The 16,144-nt window shown below is 64.8% G+C and carries 16 protein-coding genes; 3 read left to right on the top strand and 13 right to left on the bottom strand.

What is annotated here, in order from left to right; all coding sequences use genetic code 11:
- The 3 genes from PMI42_RS37840 to PMI42_RS08145 form a co-directional block, all read right to left on the bottom strand.
- The coding region (locus tag PMI42_RS37840; protein ID WP_162137405.1) for a TetR family transcriptional regulator at window positions 1–139 on the bottom strand (139 nt) is incomplete at its 3' end.
- Between the two features lie 144 nt (window positions 140–283).
- The gene (locus PMI42_RS08150; protein ID WP_008132450.1) at window positions 284–874 is read right to left on the bottom strand and encodes a thiamine pyrophosphate-dependent enzyme; all 591 of its coding nucleotides are present in this window, start codon (window positions 872–874) and stop codon (window positions 284–286) included.
- Window positions 871–1,413: a thiamine pyrophosphate-binding protein gene (locus tag PMI42_RS08145; RefSeq protein ID WP_008132449.1), complete on the bottom strand. Its 543-nt coding sequence runs from the start codon at window positions 1,411–1,413 to the stop codon at window positions 871–873. The genes PMI42_RS08150 and PMI42_RS08145 overlap by 4 nt, the downstream gene beginning before the upstream one ends.
- Window positions 1,414–1,519: 106 nt before the next feature.
- On the opposite strand from PMI42_RS08145, the gene PMI42_RS08140 reads away from it, so the two are divergent.
- Window positions 1,520–2,740 carry a cytochrome P450 gene (locus PMI42_RS08140; RefSeq protein ID WP_008132444.1) on the top strand — a complete coding sequence of 407 codons (1,221 nt, stop codon included), beginning with the start codon at window positions 1,520–1,522 and terminating at the stop codon, window positions 2,738–2,740.
- 211 nt (window positions 2,741–2,951) lie between these two features.
- Here PMI42_RS08140 and PMI42_RS08135 read toward each other — a convergent pair whose 3' ends face one another.
- The 10 genes from PMI42_RS08135 to PMI42_RS08090 all read right to left on the bottom strand — a co-directional run bounded on the left by PMI42_RS08135 (window position 2,952) and on the right by PMI42_RS08090 (window position 14,086).
- Window positions 2,952–4,109, bottom strand: a complete 1,158-nt coding sequence (locus tag PMI42_RS08135; protein WP_008132442.1) for a diphosphate--fructose-6-phosphate 1-phosphotransferase — start codon at window positions 4,107–4,109, stop codon at window positions 2,952–2,954.
- 168 nt (window positions 4,110–4,277) lie between these two features.
- The gene (locus tag PMI42_RS08130; protein ID WP_008132440.1) at window positions 4,278–5,141 is read right to left on the bottom strand and encodes a sugar phosphate isomerase/epimerase family protein; all 864 of its coding nucleotides are present in this window, start codon (window positions 5,139–5,141) and stop codon (window positions 4,278–4,280) included.
- A complete protein-coding gene (locus PMI42_RS08125; protein WP_008132438.1) occupies window positions 5,141–6,331 on the bottom strand; it encodes a dihydrodipicolinate synthase family protein in 1,191 nt (396 codons plus the stop codon). Before PMI42_RS08125 ends, PMI42_RS08130 begins: the two co-directional genes overlap by 1 nt.
- A gap of 126 nt (window positions 6,332–6,457) precedes the next feature.
- Entirely contained in the window at window positions 6,458–7,609 is a 1,152-nt protein-coding gene (locus PMI42_RS08120; RefSeq protein ID WP_008132436.1) for a Gfo/Idh/MocA family protein, read from the bottom strand.
- A complete protein-coding gene (locus PMI42_RS08115; protein ID WP_008132435.1) occupies window positions 7,606–9,003 on the bottom strand; it encodes an enolase-like domain-containing protein in 1,398 nt (465 codons plus the stop codon). Before PMI42_RS08115 ends, PMI42_RS08120 begins: the two co-directional genes overlap by 4 nt.
- 238 nt (window positions 9,004–9,241) lie before the next feature.
- Window positions 9,242–10,090, bottom strand: coding sequence for an ABC transporter ATP-binding protein (locus PMI42_RS08110; protein WP_008132433.1), 849 nt, complete (start codon window positions 10,088–10,090; stop codon window positions 9,242–9,244).
- The gene (locus tag PMI42_RS08105; RefSeq protein WP_008132432.1) at window positions 10,087–11,079 is read right to left on the bottom strand and encodes an ABC transporter substrate-binding protein; all 993 of its coding nucleotides are present in this window, start codon (window positions 11,077–11,079) and stop codon (window positions 10,087–10,089) included. Before PMI42_RS08105 ends, PMI42_RS08110 begins: the two co-directional genes overlap by 4 nt.
- A 62-nt stretch (window positions 11,080–11,141) precedes the next feature.
- Entirely contained in the window at window positions 11,142–11,951 is an 810-nt protein-coding gene (locus tag PMI42_RS08100; protein ID WP_008132431.1) for an ABC transporter permease, read from the bottom strand.
- Between the two features lie 368 nt (window positions 11,952–12,319).
- Complete coding sequence (locus tag PMI42_RS08095) at window positions 12,320–13,075, bottom strand: TetR/AcrR family transcriptional regulator (protein WP_193376326.1); 756 nt, start codon at window positions 13,073–13,075, stop codon at window positions 12,320–12,322.
- A gap of 162 nt (window positions 13,076–13,237) precedes the next feature.
- Window positions 13,238–14,086, bottom strand: a complete 849-nt coding sequence (locus PMI42_RS08090; RefSeq protein WP_008132429.1) for a VOC family protein — start codon at window positions 14,084–14,086, stop codon at window positions 13,238–13,240.
- 215 nt (window positions 14,087–14,301) lie between these two features.
- Here PMI42_RS08090 and PMI42_RS08085 point away from each other — a divergent pair, with 215 nt between their 5' ends.
- Both PMI42_RS08085 and rbsK read left to right on the top strand, forming a co-directional pair.
- On the top strand, window positions 14,302–15,195 hold the full coding sequence (locus PMI42_RS08085; RefSeq protein WP_008132428.1) for a sugar kinase: 894 nt from the start codon (window positions 14,302–14,304) through the stop codon (window positions 15,193–15,195).
- An 18-nt stretch (window positions 15,196–15,213) separates the two neighbouring features.
- A complete protein-coding gene (rbsK, locus tag PMI42_RS08080; RefSeq protein ID WP_008132427.1) occupies window positions 15,214–16,119 on the top strand; it encodes a ribokinase in 906 nt (301 codons plus the stop codon).
- The last annotated feature ends 25 nt before the right edge of the window (window positions 16,120–16,144 follow it).

Below are 16,144 nucleotides of genomic sequence, written 5' to 3'. Positions count from 1 at the left end.
GCAGCGCTTCGGAAAGGGCAGCGGCGGCCGCCACGCTCTTGGTCGTGGTGCCGGTATAACCGTGTCGGGCGAAGCAGCGTTTCGCGGCACCGAGGATCAATTGACGCCTCAGGTCGCTCGTCATACGCAATGAGCTCATGCTAGTGAGTAAGCACTCACCCACGCAAAAGTCAAGCATTATGCTGCATCGCAACCTGAGTGCGTTGTAAAATCAGTGGAAATTGGCTGCGCCCGCACGGCCCGCGTGCAGGACCGGGCCGCCGGAAGGACTGGATGGGCCGTCCTAAATGGGCTGGAAGCCGAGGTCGCCGCGGATCCGATTGACGATGTACGTCCCGTCCCGGGTGGGCAGGATCCGCTCCAGGCTGGCGCTGTCGATCTTCACATTGGCGAAGCGCGGGCCGGCCGAGACATCGTGGACGGCTTTGGCAAAGGCCTCCACCTCGGCCATGGTCGAGATCGCGCGGGCATCCCCGATGCCGCAGGCCCTGGCGACGCCGACGAGGTCGGCGGCGGCCGAGGTGTGGCTGGTCTGGCCGCCGGTCTCGCCATAGGCCTCGTTGTCGAGCACTGCGATCGAGAGGTTGGACGGCTTTTGCAGCCCGATCGTGGCAAGGCTGCCCATGCCCATCAGCATCTCGCCATCGCCGGTGATGACCAGCACCGGCAGCTTCGGCTGCGCCAGCGCGAGGCCGAGGCCAATCATCGCGGCGCCGCCCATGCCGCCCCACAGATAGAAGTTGCGGGCATGGTCGCCGGCCGCGCACATGTCGTTGGTGGAGGCGCCGAGGCCGCCGATCGCAACCACGTCCTTGCGGTTCGCCAGCAGTGTGGAGACGACCTGACGGCGGTCGAGGAGATTGGCCTTGCTCATTTGGTGAAAACCTTGGCGCCGATCAGGCGCTGCGACAGCAGGACGGCGGTGGGCGTCAGCGCATTGTAGGCCTGCGCGGCGGCGGCCTCCAGCACGGCCGGCACCTCGGCGGCGTTCGAGGCGCGCAGCACCTGGACGCCGGAGAGTTCGAACACGCCCTGCGTGGTCGATCCCATCGGCACCTGCCACGGATTGAACTCGCCCCACTCGCCGCGCATGGTCACCAGCGTCAGGAACGGAAAGCGCAGGATCGGGATCAGCGACAGCATGTTGATGCAATTGCCGACGCCGCTCGACTGCATCAGCAGCACACCGCGCTGTCCGCCGGTCCAGGCGCCGGCGAGCAGCGCCACGCCCTCCTCCTCCGTCGTCAGCGCGATGCCGCGCATCGTGGACGAGCCCAGCACACGCTGGATCAGTTTTGAATGGCCGGCATCGGGCACGTAAGGCACCTGCCGGACGTCGAAGCGTTGCAAGGTCGCAAAAATATCGTCGGGCCATGTCGGCGCCGTGTCGGCAGCGTCAGCGCGTGCGTGCATTTTCCTGTCCGGTCGGCTTGCAAATCACGGCACGACTGTAGACGGTGATCGGAGCCGCTCGAAAGAGCGAAAACAGCATATCGGTCTCATCAGGCGAGTATGGCGGATGAACGCAAGTGCGAAAGACCTGGCGGCCAATTTCGATCTAACGAGGCTGACGGCGGACTTCTACGCTGATCCCTATCCGACCTATCGTGCACTGCGGGAGAACGAGCCGGTCAAGCGCCTGCCGAACGGCACCGTGTTCCTGACCCGCTACAACGACCTCGTCGCCACCTACAAGAACACGAAGTCCTTCAGCTCGGACAAGAAGCGCGAGTTCGCGCCGAAATACGGCGACACCCCGCTGTACGAGCACCACACCACCAGCCTCGTCTTCAACGATCCACCGGCGCATACCCGCGTGCGCCGCCTGATCATGGGCGCGCTGTCGCCGCGCGCGATCGCCGGCATGGAGGGCGATATCGTCAAGCTGGTCGACGGCCTGCTCGACGCCATTGCCGCCAAGGGCCATTGCGAATTGATCGAGGACTTTGCTGCCTCGATCCCCATCGAGGTGATCGGCAATCTGCTCGACGTGCCCCACGACGAGCGCGCGCCGCTGCGCGACTGGTCGCTGGCGGTCCTCGGCGCGCTCGAACCGGTGGTGTCGCCCGACGTGGCTGCGCGCGGCAACAAGGCGGTGACGGATTTCCTCGCCTATCTCCAGACGCTCGTGGCGCGCCGGCGCGAGAAGCCGGGCAATCCCGAGCGCGACGTTCTCACGCGGCTGATACAGGGCGAAGAGAGCGGCGAGCGGCTGACCGAGAAGGAGCTGCTGCACAATTGCATCTTCCTGCTCAATGCCGGCCACGAGACCACGACGAACCTGATCGGCAACGGCCTCGTCGCGCTCGACCGGAATCCGGATCAGAAGCAGCGGCTGATCGACAACCCCGACATGATCAAGACCGCGGTCGAGGAGATGTTGCGCTACGAGAGCTCGAACCAGCTCGGCAACCGCATCACCACCGAACGGGTCGAGATCGGCGGCGTCATGCTGGAAACCGGCACGTCGGTAACGCTGTGCATTGGCGCCGCCAACCGCGACCCCGCGCAGTTTCCGGACCCTGAAAGCTTCGACGTCGCGCGCACGCCGAACCGCCATCTCGCCTTCGCCACCGGCGCGCATCAATGCGCGGGGATGGCGCTGGCGCGGCTGGAAGGGGCGATTGCCGTCGCGCGCTTCCTGGGGCGCTTCCCGAACTATGCCGTCAGCGGCGCGCCGGTGCGGGGCGGACGGGTGCGGTTCCGCGGATTCCTGAGTGTGCCTTGCGCGATCGGCTGAGGGCTCAAAACAAAACTGCGAAAACAACCCCATGCACAGTAGCCGAGCCTGACGGACGATTGCCCCTGTGGATCCGCATAACCATTTGACGAGGGGAAGCAAATCAGCGGCATCGCGCACCGCGCCGATGCCGGGCATCCGCGATGGGTTTCGCGAGGGCTCAACCCATCCGGGCCAAGAGCCTCAGTTGAGAACGCTCTCTCCGGCAATGTCACACGAACGGCAGGAAGATATCGGGCCGCCTGGGTAGAAGCCGCCGGAAATAGCGCCGTCCTTCTTCCGAAACACCATTGCTGCCGACAAGGAAATCGTCGGGCATATGGCGTGTTCTGCCGGCCACGCGATCGAGCGGCACGAGCCGGGGTTCGATACGTTCGCCGTCATAATGCAGCACCACCGAGCCGCTGCCGGTCAAGGCGCTTTGCGCGGCAAATGCGCCGGCGTCGAAAGCCTCCTTGCGGTCGGTTTCGTCGATCACGCCGATATAGGCACGTGGCAGATAGCCCAGCGTGTCGACACGCGCCCTTGCCTTGGGAAAACGCGATTTCAGCGCTTTCTGGATCTCGATGCCGAGATCACCGCCGGTCAATTGCAGATTTCCATGGGCGTCGCGCTCGAGCGCCGCGCCCGCCAGCGCCTCGGCGAGAGGCCGGCCGGCTTCGTCCTGCACGCCCTCGGACATCGCGACGATACAGCGGCCGAGCCGCGTGTAGACCGCATCGACGTCGTCGAGGAACTGGGCCACCGAGAACGGCTTTTCCGGCGTGTAGATCAGATGCGGAGCATCGTCAGACGATTGCTGCCAGCCTGCGGCCGCGGCGGAGAGGAAGCCAGCATGGCGGCCCATGACGATGGCGACATAGATGCCGGGCATGGCGCGAAAATCGAGATCCATGCTGACAAGGGCATTGGCGACGAAGGCGGCTGCAGAGATGAAGCCGGGGACGTGATCGTTCTCCATCAGGTCGTTATCGATGGTCTTGGGGGCATGCACGAAATGGCAGGGACCGCTTGACTGCTGCCGCAGCAGTTCGAGCGTTCCGGCGGTGTCGTTGCCGCCAATATAGACAAAGGCGCGGGCGCCCAGCCGGTCCAGAGCCGCGAGGATATCAGTGCATGCGCCAGCATCTGGTTTGTCGCGGGTCGAGCCCAGCGCCGAATTGGGCGTGTTGCCGAGGCGGCGGAGTTCGGCCTCGGGCATGCCGGAGAGGTCGACGACGTTCCCCTCCGTGAGGCCCCGCACGCCATAGCGCGCGCCCAGAATGCGCAACGACGGATCATGGCTGCGCGCGGCGAGGACCGCGCCACAGAGGGTCTGGTTGATCACGGCGGTGGGGCCGCCGCCCTGGGCGATGACGATCGATGGCATGGATCCTCGATGACTTGTTTCCGGCTATGCCTCCCTTGGACTGTGAGAGACGATTGCAGCGAAGATTGGTCAATGCTGCAATGGGCGGTCTGCCCTGCAGTATCGTATCGCAACGCTGAAAACACGCTGCAACAGCTCGCAAGCCCATGAGGACGACGCTCGCGGCCCCTAGACCACCGTCCTGTGCCGCGCGATGCAGGTGCGCAGCACCTCGTCCATCGGCTTGCCCCACCAGTCGTTGGAGAAGATTTCGATCTCCGAATAGCCGGCAAAGCCCTGCGCTTCGACTGCCGCGCGCACCGATCTGATGTCGATGACGCCGTCGCCCATCATGCCGCGGTCGTTGAGAATGTCTTTTGTCGGCACCAGCCAGTCACAGACATGGAACGCGAGCAGCCGGTCCTTGCCAGCGCGCGTGATCTGGCCCAGCAGCTCCGGGTCCCACCAGATGTGATAGACGTCGAGCGCGACGCCGAGCATGCCGGTACGATCGGGATCGAGCCGGTCGCAGAGATCGAGCGCCTGCTTGGTGGTGTTCACGCAGGCGCGGTCGGCGGCATAGGCCGGATGCAGCGGCTCGATCGCCAGCGGCAGCTTTGCTTGCCTCGCGTAGTCGAGCATGTCTGCCAGCGCTTCCTCGACCTGCCCGCGCGCTGCCGCGATATCCTTCGAGGCCTCGCTGCCCGGCCGTGAATATTGCGGCAGGCCGCCGACGACCAGCACGATGCAGGGCGCGCCCAGCGCCTTGGCTTCATCCACGCAGCGCCGGTTGTCGTCGCGCACTTCGCCTCGGCGCGATGCGTCCGAGGTGAACATGCCGCCGCGGCAATAGCCGGAGAGATCGAGACCGGCATCGCGCACCGCGCGCACGGCACGGTCGAGGCCGACGGCGGCGACCTGGTCGCGCCAGGGATCGATGGCCCGGATGCCGTGCCTCGCACAGGCGTCGATGATCTCGACGAGGTCACCCTGCTTGCGGACCGTCGCCGTGTTGAGCGACAGCCAGCGATGGTCGGACGAAAAATCGCGCATCAGGATTCAATACCGTGGGTGGCGAGCACGGTCTTCATCCGCTGCGTCGCGAGTTCGGGGTCGGCGAGCAGGCCGGCCTTGTCGGCGAGACGGAACAACTCGGCCAGATGCAGCGTGGAGCGCGTGCTCTCCTGGCCGCCGACCATGGTGAAGTGATCCTGGTGGCCGTTGAGATAGGCCATGAAGACAACGCCGGTCTTGTAGAAGCGCGTCGGCGCCTTGAAGATGTGGCGCGACAGCGGCACCGTCGGCCCCAGCACATCATGGAAGCCCGCTTCGTCTCCCGCCGCGAGCCGCGACAGCGCATAAGAGGCTGCCGGTGCGATGGCATCGAAGATGCCGAGCAACGCGTGGGAAAACCCCTGTTCGTCGCCGGCGATCAGCTCCGCATAATTGAAGTCGTCGCCGGTATACATCTTGATGCGCTTGTCCAGGCGACGGCGCATGTCGATCTCGCGCTGCTTGTCGAGCAGCGAGACTTTGACGCCGTCGACCTTGGCCGCATTGTTGTTGATGATGGCCACAGCGATGTCCATCGCCTTGCCGAGATCCCTGGTGCCCCAATATCCTGATAGCGCCGGATCGAACATGTCGCCGAGCCAGTGGATGATCACGGGCTCGCGGACTTGCGACAGCACGCGGTTGTAGACCTTGGCGTAGTCGTCGGCACTACGGCCGAGTTTTGCCAGCGCGCGAGACGCCATCAGGATGATGCGGCCGCCGACCTTCTCGACCGCCGAGAGCTGCTCCTCATAGGCCCGGATCACGTCGTCGAGGTTCTTGGCGTCCTCGACCGCGAGATGGTCGGTGCCGGCGCCGGAGAACACCAGCGCGTTGCGACGCTTGGCAGCCGACACCGAACGCGTGATCAGTTCCAGCGAGGTCGGCCAGTCCAGCCCCATGCCGCGTTGCGCGGTGTCCATGGCCTCGGCCACGCCGAGGCCGAGATCCCAGACGTGCTCGCGGAAGGCGATGGTCTTGTCCCAGTCGACGGCAGCGGAGAGCCAGGGATCGTTGTCCGCAAAGGGATCGACGACGGTGTGCACGGCCGAGAAGGCGATGCGGTTCAACGGTCCGTCGAGTTTCGCGGGGAACGTTCGCGACGCCGCGAGCCGGTAAGTCTCGATCGAGCGATCGGCCTTGGGTAACTTGAGCGACAGAGATGACATTGGCAACACAGGTTTGTTCATGATTTCGGACCTCTCCCCGTCATTGCGAGGAGCGAAGCGACGAAGCAATCCAGACTGTCGCCGTGGAAGGATTCTGGATTGCTTCGCTTCGCTCGCAATGACGGCATCGATACATATCCTACGGGCTCAAACCTTGATCGGCGCGACGTCGATCCAGCGCCGCTCCTTCCAGCTCTTCAGCGCGCATTCGGCGAGCTGCACGCCCTTGACGCCTTCGAGCAGCGTGAACTTGTAGGGGGCGTCCTCGTAGACGTGGCGGATGAACATCTCCCACTGTTCCTTGAAGCCGTTGTCGTAGGAGACATTGTCCGGCAGCTTCTGCCAGTCGCCATAGAAATCGTGCAGCCGCTTCTCGTCGGGATTCCACACCGGCCTCGGGGTCGCCTGCCGCGCCTGGATCATGCAGTCGGTGAGGCCCGCGACTGCCGAGCCATGGGTGCCGTCGACCTGGAAGGTGACGAGGTCGTCGCGATAGACGCGCGTGACCCAGGACATGTTGATGTGCGCGATGACGCCGCCTTCGAGCTGGAAGGTGGCGTAGGCGGAATCATCCGCGGTCGCCTTGTACTTCTTGCCCTGCTCGTCAAAGCGCTCGGGGATGTCGGTGTTGCCGATGCAGACCACGCTCTGGACGTTGCCGAACAGGTTGTCGAGCACGTAACGCCAGTGGCAGACCATGTCGAGAATGATGCCGCCCCCGTCCTCGTCGCGATAATTCCAGGACGGCCGCTGCGCCTCCTGCCAGCCGCCTTCGAACACCCAATAACCGAACTCGCCGCGCACCGAGAGGATGCGGCCGAAGAAGCCGGAATCGCGCAGGAAGGCGATCTTCTTCAGGCCGGGCAGGAACAGCTTGTCCTGCACCGTGCCGTGCTTGACGCCCTTGGCATTGGCGAGCTTCACGACCTCGAGGGCTTCCTCGAAGTTCGTCGCGATCGGCTTCTCGCAATAGACGTGCTTGCCGGCGTTGATGGCCTGGGTGAGCAGGCCGGGGCGGGCCTGCGTGGTGGCGGCATCGAAGAACATGGTGTCGTTCTTGTCGGCGAGCGCGGCGTCAAGGTCGGTGGTCCAGCGCGTGATGTTGTAGCGCTTGGCGAGCGCCTCGACCTTTTCGGCGCTACGGCCGACCAGGATCGGATCGGGCATGATGCGGTCGCCGTTCTTCAGGCGGACGCCCCCCTGCTCCCGGATCGCGACGATCGAGCGGATCAGATGCTGATTGAGCCCCATGCGGCCGGTGACGCCGTTCATGATGAGGCCGAGGCGTTGGGTGGTCATGCCGATTTCTCCCAGAGTGATTTTGGCTGTTCGAGCGGGCGAAGCGCCGACCAGTCCGGATGGACCGACGTCGCAAAGCCCGCGGTGCTGAGCGATCCCGTCAGGAGATCGCCCTCGTGAATGTTGAGGCGGATACCCTGGCCGGTCTCGGTGTAGAGATCGGGATGCGCGGCCGCGAAGGCCTGGGCTTCGGCGGCCGGCGTCTCGCCAAAACCGTCGACATAATGATGGCCGTTGCGCTCGGCATGGGTGACGCCGATGAAGGCACCGAGCGCAAGATCCTGCTGTACGGCGAGGCCGGCCTGGCAGGTGAGGTCCTCACCGGTCACGAAGAACCTCGCGCCGCCCGCGCTCCATTTTGCCGCGCGCGTCGCGTTGACGATGGACTTGTAGAGCCCCTTGCAGGATTTCGAGGAGATACCGCAATAGCCGAGCGCGCGCGCCGCCGGAAACGCATCGTAGGAATCGTCGGCCTCGTCGATGATGAAGCCGTGCGCGGCCAGCGATCCGAGCGGCGATTGCCGGGTGATATCGCGCGGCATCGGTTGCTCGACATAGAGCAGGCGCGAGGCGATCGGGCGCAGCGCGGAATCGCGATCGAGCCGATCCATCAGCGCCTGCAGTGCGGCCAGATCGGCGTACTGCTCGTTGGCGTCGAGCGTCACCTTGTAATGGCGCCCAGGCGTATCGAGCGCCTTGCCGATACGGGCCAGCCGTGAGGCATCGGCGCCGGGATCGCCTGACAGCTTCAGCTTGAAGTAATTCGCACCGGCGTTCTCGTGGGCATCCGCAACACCGCCCTCACCTTCGACGGTGTCGTCGAGACCAACGGTATGCCTGATGGCGACGCGCGGCAGCGGCTTGCGGCCGGCGAGAAAATTGGCGAGATCCGCGTCCTTCAGATCAGGCGAAAGCCGCGCATCGATGCCGGCAATGTTGCCGGCCATCCCGTCGAAGCAGTTGGTCCCGACGGCGCGGAGCAGCGCATCGAGGATCGCCTTGTCGATCTCCGCGGGGCCATAGGCCGCGGCAAGCGCCGGAATGTTCTTCTTCGCACAGGTCGCGACCTGGGCACCGATACACGCGGCATGCAGATCGAATGCGGTCAGAAACCCGGTCCGCGCCAGATAAAGCCCGCGCGCGATCTCCAGCGATCGGCGCAAACCGTCCACCGTCTGCGCCGGCGACAGTTCCGGCCGCTTGTCGAACCATTTCGGCACCAGCAGCTCGGCGCTGGCACCGACCGCAGTGCCCCTGCCCTCCACCTCGATCTCGACCCGCACGAACAACTGCGGCGTCGCGTGAAGCGTGATCGCGCCGAAGCGGAACGGCCGCGCGAACTGCACGGGACGTTCGAAGAAGGCGATGTCTCGCAGCTTCAGGCGCGGGGACATGGTGCACCCGAATGATCGTTAGTAACGCTAGCGTGGCCGCGTAGGCAGTGCACCTCTCCCGCTTGCGGGAGAGGTCGGCGCGTTCCGGGCGATGCGAAGCATCGTCCCCCGCCGGGTGAGGGTTCTATCCTCTTGGGGGTTCTCGCTCGCGGAGACACCCTCTCCCCAACCCTCCCCCGCTTGCGGGGGAGGGAGCGCACCGTTCGTGCGGTTGCGGTCGCAGGAAATCTCATCAGATCTAGTCCAACGCCCCTTGCGAGAAGAAATGCTTGCGGATGCGCTGCACGAGCTCCGTGAAAACAGGATCGGCCATCACGTCGAGCGAGCGCGGGCGCGGCAGCGGCACGTCGTAGATCGCGGCGACCGCGCCGGGCCGCTCGGTCATGACCAGCACGCGATCGGCGAGGAAGACAGCCTCGGGAATCGAATGCGTGATCAGAAGCACGGTCTTCCTGGTCTCGCGCTGGATTCGCATCAGCTCGACATTCATGCGCTCGCGCGTCAGCGCGTCGAGCGCGCCGAACGGCTCGTCCATCAGCATGATCTTGGGATCATGCACCAGCGCGCGGCAGATCGAGGCGCGCTGCTGCATGCCGCCGGAGAGCTGCCAGGGCAGCTTCTTCTCGAAACCTTCGAGCCCGACCATCTTCAGCAGCGACTTGGCGCGGTCGAGATATGTTTGCCGTGGCAGCCGCTTCATGTCGATCGGCAGCATGACGTTGTTGAGGATGTTGCGCCAGGGCAGCAGCAACGCGTTCTGGAACACGATGCCGACATTGCCATGCGGCGCCGTCACCTTCTCGCCCTCGACCAGGATCTCGCCTGACGTCGGCGGCAGCAAGCCGGAGATCAGCTTGAGCAGCGTGGACTTGCCGCAGCCGCTCGGGCCGACGACAACGAAGAACTCGCCCTCGTTGATGTGGAAGTCGAGCGGCCGCAGCGACGGCACGTCGCCGTCGCGCGTCCGGTAGGTCTTCGACACGCCTGATAATTTGATGCCCGACGCATCGCCGGCAACACGGTCGCTCACCAGTCTCAGATAGGCGGCCGGCTGCAGGGTTTCGCTGGTCACGATCGCTGCTTTCACGAGCCACTCTTCGGCAGATAGTCGTTGGTATAGAAGGCCTTCGGATTGTCCTTGGCCTTGGCATCGAGGCCGCCATATTCGACCAGCAGATTGACGGTCTCGGTCATGTTCTGGTCAGTGACCTGGAACGGCCGCTTGCTCTTGGTCTCCGCGGTCCGGTAGAGCGGAATGGTCAGCTCGAAGCCCTGCGTCAGCGTGTCGATCTTGCCGCCCTTGGGGTTGGCATCGAGGATCGACTGCGCCGCCGCCTTCGGCTCCTTCTCGGCCGCTTCGACCGCCTTGGTCGTCGCCGACATGAAGCGGCGGACGAGGTCGGCATTCGCCTTCACGTAATCTGTGTTGGCGATGATGCCTGATGAGACCATGTTGATGCCGTAGTCGGCGAACTTGATCGGATAGACGTCCTTGCCGGTGGCGTCCTTGATCTTCATCGACTGGTCCATGACGTAGCCGAGCAGCAGATCGGCCTGGCCGTTGATGACGGCGTTCAGCTTGGTCTGGCCGTCGCCGGCAACCGTCTGGAAGTCGCTCTCCTTCAGGCCGGTCTTCTTCAGGAACAGCGGCCAGATCTGGGTCATGGAGTCGGCCGGCGTGATCGCCACGGTCTTGCCCTTGATGTCCTCGGGCTTTTTGATGTTCTTGTCGACGAAGCCCATCGCGGACATCGGCGAGGTCTGGAGCAGCACGCCGGTCGCAACCACGGGCGCACCCTTGATCGCGGCGCGCATCATGGTGGGAACGTCGACATAGCCGAAATCGGCGGTCTTGGCGGCGACGGCCTGCGTGGTCGCGGCCGAGCCGCGGCCTTCCTGGATTTCGAGGTCGATGCCCTCGGCCGCATAAATGCCCTTGGCCTTGCCGTAATAGAACGGCGCATGCTCGCCATAGACGTACCAGTTCAGCATCAGCACGACCTTGTCAGCTGCCTGTGCGGGCATTGCCGCGAACACCATCAGCGCCGCCGAAACAACTCCTATCCACCGCTTCATCGTTTCTCTCCCTTGCCCTTGTTGCGACGGCCGTTGGTGACCGTTCGTTGCCTTGGTTGTTGTCACGAGGCGAAAATCACGTCCTCGCGCTGGCTGACATGCCAGGGAATTACCAGCTTCTCGATCCGGTCGACGATCCAGAACAGGATGACGCCGAGCAGCGCCAGGATCACCAGCGCCGCGAACATGGTCGGCAGGTCGAAGGTGCCGATCGAGCGCTGCATGACGTAGCCGATGCCGGAATTGGAGCCGACGAATTCGCCGACGACGGCGCCGACCACGGCCAGCGTCACCGATACCTTGAGGCCGGAGAAGATCGCGGGCAGCGCGTGCGGCAGGTTCACCGCCCGGAACACCTGGAAGCGGCTGCCCTGCATGGCGCGGGCGAGATCGACCATGTCAGGATCGACCGACTTGAAGCCCTGCACGGCGGAGACCACCACGGGAAAGAAGCCGAGCAGGAATGCGGAAATGACTTTTGGAATGATGCCGAAGCCGAACCAGACCACGAACAGTGGCGCGATCGCGATCTTGGGCACGGATTGCGAGAATACCAGCAGCGGATAGACGTAGCTCTCCACCGTCCTGGAGCCCGCGATCAGCATCGCGACGGGAATACCGAACAGCGCCGAGAGCGCGAAGCCGCACACAGTCGCATAGGTGGTCGGCCAGGACTGACGCAGCAGTTCCGGCCAGTCGGTGCGCAGCACCGCCAGAACATCGCCGGGCGACGGGATCTGGTAGGCGGGAATCCTGAAGATGCGGATCGCGAGATCCCAGGCGACGACGATGAAGACCAGGAACAAAAACGGCCGAACCCAGGCCGCATTCAGCACCATGGACAGAGCATTTTGCGGCTTCGGTTCGGCCACGTCTCAACTCCCGGCATTCTTCTTCGTTGTGGGGAGAAATTAACCCGTTGGATAAATACTGTCCAGAGGTTTCCCTGTGACGTTTTGCGCCGTCACTATCCCGGCCGTCGCCCTTCGAGGGCCGCTTCGCGTCCACCTCAGGGGGACGGTCAAATAGTTGAGCACGCTGCAACATCCTCGTCATTGCGAGCGCAGCGAAGCAATCCAGCTGCTGCGGAACCATTCTGGATTGCTTCGCTGCGCTCGCAATGACGGAGCAAGGTGCGAGGTCACCGCCTCGTAGCCCGGATGGAGCGAAGCGTAATCCGGGGTTGGTGCCACGACCGACAGGTGTCCCGGATTGCGCTTTGCTTCATCCGGGCTACGGACTACACCGTCTGCGCCACCACCGTGCGCGACTTCGGCGCCTTCGCGATCTCGAACAGCGCGGCCGACCGGCCCGTCAGCGCAGCCAGCACGAGGCCGGCCATGTGCGCGAGGCGCTCGTCCTTGGCGTCCTTGGCGAGCAGGTCTCGGCCGAAGATCACGCTCAGGGTCGCCGAGTTCGAGAGATAGAAGAAGCTGAGCGCCGCGATCGAGATGTAGAGCTGCACCGGATCGACCGCGACCTGGAAATCGCCGCTCTCGACGCCGCGCCGCACCACGGTGCGGATCATCTCGACGAAGGGCGAATGCATCGACTTGACCTTGGTCGATTTCTTCAGGTGTTTTGCGCGCGCGAGGTTCTCGGTCTGGAGCAGCGACAGGAACTCGGGATTGCGCAGGAAATAGCTCCAGGTGAACTCGATCAGGCGGCGGATCGCCTCGGGCGGATCGAGATGTTCGAGATCGAGCCCCCGCTCCTCGCTGCGGATCTTGTCATAGGCGCCCTCGAGCACCGCAAGGTAGAGCTCGTCCTTGTTGCCGACATGGTAGTACAGCATGCGCTTGTTGGCGCCGGCCTTGGCCGCGATGCGGTCGACGCGGGCGCCGGCGAGCCCGTGGGTGGAAAACTCCTGCTTGGCGGCTTCGAGAATGCGCAGCCGCATTCCCTCGGGATCGCGCTGCCATTTCAGAGTTCGCTTTGCCTTCGCCTTCGCCAAACCGGGTGCTCGCTGGGTGACCGTCTGGATCGGCTTTATCATGCGCGCGGACATTTGAGAACGATCTCGTGCCGCGGACGCGGTCTCGCAGGGTGGGCAAAGCGAAGCGTGCCCACGTCTTGGATACTTGTTGGAAGACGTGGGCACGGCGCAAGTGCGCCTTTGCCCACCCTACGGGAGTCTTCGCGAGGAGAGACCGTGCCCTCACTCCACCGGCTTCGGCGAGCGCTCCAGCAGCACGGTCTGGATGCCGCAGGTGCCGGTCCTGACCGTCATGATCCGCGTGCCCGGCTTGCGGCCGTTGCGGACTTCGGTGACGTCGAGACCGCTCGCGATCAGGCGGGCGCGGGTGGCGTCGATGTCGGCGACGCGCCAGCTCAGGCCCCAGAGGCGGTCATGCGCGGAATCGCCGCCCGCCACAGGGCGGCGCACCACCTCGACGATGAGGTCGCCGCAGCGGAAGAACATCAGCTGGCCCCAATCCTGGTGCGAGCGATCGAGCGCGAGATCAAGCCCGAGCCGCGCGCCATAGAGCGCGGCGGCGCGGTCGGAATCCTCGGTGGTGATGACGACATGGTCGAGCGCGTCGATCGGCGCGATGTCGGTCACGACAGATTTGGGACGCTCCTCGGCCAGCTCGAGGAAGAACATGCGCACGCCGCGCGTCAGTTCCGTCGCCGCGCGCGTGCGCTTCCAATGCAGGACGGCATCGGTCGCGGCATCGCTGCTTTCGACCTCGGCGACCGGATCGGGCTTGAGCGCCACCCGCTCCAGCCGCCGGTGCATCTTGCCCATGTCTGCGACACGAAAGCACAGGCTGGCGAGCACGCCCTCGTGGTCGTCGAGCAGCGCGCGCATCCGGTCGGCGGTGACGCTGAAGCCGCTCGGCGCCATCAGCTCGATGGTCATGTTGTCGAGGGTGAACAGCACCCGGTCGGCGCCCTCGCCGGAATTCTGCCAGGCCGGCGCACGCCCGAGCAGCGTCTGATAGGCCGCCTTGGCCGCGCCGATATCCTTGACCAGAGCGACGACGTGATCGAGGCCGGTGATCATGTTTTCTCCCTCCCGACAGGGCCGGAACCGAATCGCCCGAACGGGCGCTTCGCACCGCCCGGGCAGCGCTGGCCCTGCCACGGTCGTATTCCGGCCCCATACCGACCTCAAGCGCCTATGGCCATGGCGTTGCGAATATTTTTGGCCTTGCTCCCGCCGAAGCGGTGCTAAGGTAAGCAGCCGGCCGGGACCACCCAGCGCATCACGGACAACCAATGCAGGCTCTCTTTATCGGACAGACCTATATCGACGTCGTCTTCATCACCGACCACATGCCGACCGGCGACGAGAAGCACGTGGCGACCGACTACGCGGTCTCTTTCGGCGGCAATGCGGTGACGGCGGCGTTCTGCTGCGCCAAGCTCGGCATCGTGCCCGATCTCGTCGCCACCGCGGCCAACGACTGGCTCGGCCGCATGTTCATGGACATGTGCGCGAAATACGCGATCTCGCTGCACGCGCGCAAGGTGAACCAGTCCTCGCTGTCCTTCATCATGCCCAAGGACGGCAAGCGCGCCATCGTCCGCTGCCGCGACGACGAGCATATCCATCCGTTCCCGATCCTCAATCTCGGCGGCTGCCGCGCGCTGCACATCGACGGCCATCAGCCCGATGCGGCGATCCACTATGCCAAGGTCTGCCGCGAGGCCGGCATATTGACCTCGCTCGACGGCGGCGGCCTGCGCACCAACACGCATGAGCTGTTGGAATTCATCGACGTCGCCATCGTCGCCGAGCGCCTGTGCGAGCAGATGGACCTGACGCCGGAGAAGATGCTCGACTATCTCAAAGGGCGCGGCTGCAAGATCGGCGGCGTCACCATGGGCGAGAAGGGCCTGCTCTGGTACAACGAAACCGGCGCGGTCGAGACCATGCCGGCAATGCCGATCCCGCGCGAGCGGGTGATCGACACCAATGGTGCCGGCGACGTGTTCCACGGCGCCTATGTCTATTCGTATCTGGCGCATCCCGGCAAAAGCTGGCACGAGCATTTTGACTTTGCCCGGGCAGCCTCGACCTTCAAGATCCAGCGGCTCGGCAACGAGGCCGGCCTGCCGACACTTGTCGACATCGCCAAGGTCAGGCACGAGTTCGAGGTTCGCGCCTAGGCTTCGCAAGGGTATGTCATGGGGCGCGTCTTCGTCGCCGGCAGCATCAACATGGATGTGGTGGCAACCGCCGATCGCCACCCCAGGGTCGGCGAGACCGTCGCGGGCCGCGAGGTGCTGTATTTTCCGGGCGGCAAGGGTGCGAACCAGGCGGTCGCGGCGGCACGGCTCGGCGCGAAGACCACGCTGATCGGGCGGCTGGGGACGGATTCGTTCGGGGCGGAGCTGAGGACGTTTCTCTCCGCGCAGGGCGTCGATCTCGGCTCAGTGCGCGAGGCCGACACGCATACCGGCACCGCGATCATCACCGTCGCCGAGTCCGACAACACCATCGTCGTCATTCCCGGCAGCAATGCGCTGGTCAGCGCGGAGGATGTGGCCTCCGTTCCGCTGGCAAAGGGCGATGTCGCCGTCAGCCAGTTCGAGATTCCGCTGCCGACGATCGCCGCGTTCTTTGCGCGGGCGCGGGCGACCGGGGCAACGACACTGCTCAACCCGGCGCCGGCGCAGAAGATGTCGAGCGAGATGCTGGCGCTGGTCGACATCCTCGTGCTGAACGAGACTGAGCTTGGGTTCCTCGCCGGCGTGGAGCTCTCGGAGGACGATACTGCTGCGCGGATCATCGACGTCGCGCGAAAACTTCAGGCGCGCAACGACCAGACCATCTGCATCACGCTCGGCAAGCGCGGCGTGCTGGCGCTGGCCGGCCGCGAAGAGTTCACGGTGCCGGGCCGCGTGGTGAAGGCCGTCGACACTACGGGCGCCGGAGATTGCTTCGTCGGCGCGCTCGCAGCGCAGTTGGCTGATGGCGTGCAACTGCGCACGGCCCTTGCCTTCGCCAACACCGCCGCGTCGATCAGCGTCCAGCGCATGGGCGCCGGGCCGTCGATGCCGACGGCCGCGGAGGTGGCGGCGATCTTATAGGCTCCGCGCTTTCTTCACCTCGCCC

The sequence above is a fragment of the Bradyrhizobium sp. YR681 genome, from assembly GCF_000282615.1.
Taxonomy (GTDB): Bacteria; Pseudomonadota; Alphaproteobacteria; order Rhizobiales; family Xanthobacteraceae; genus Bradyrhizobium.
Note: the sequence above shows the minus strand (reverse complement) of the source record. Positions and strands in the feature narration are given on the sequence as shown.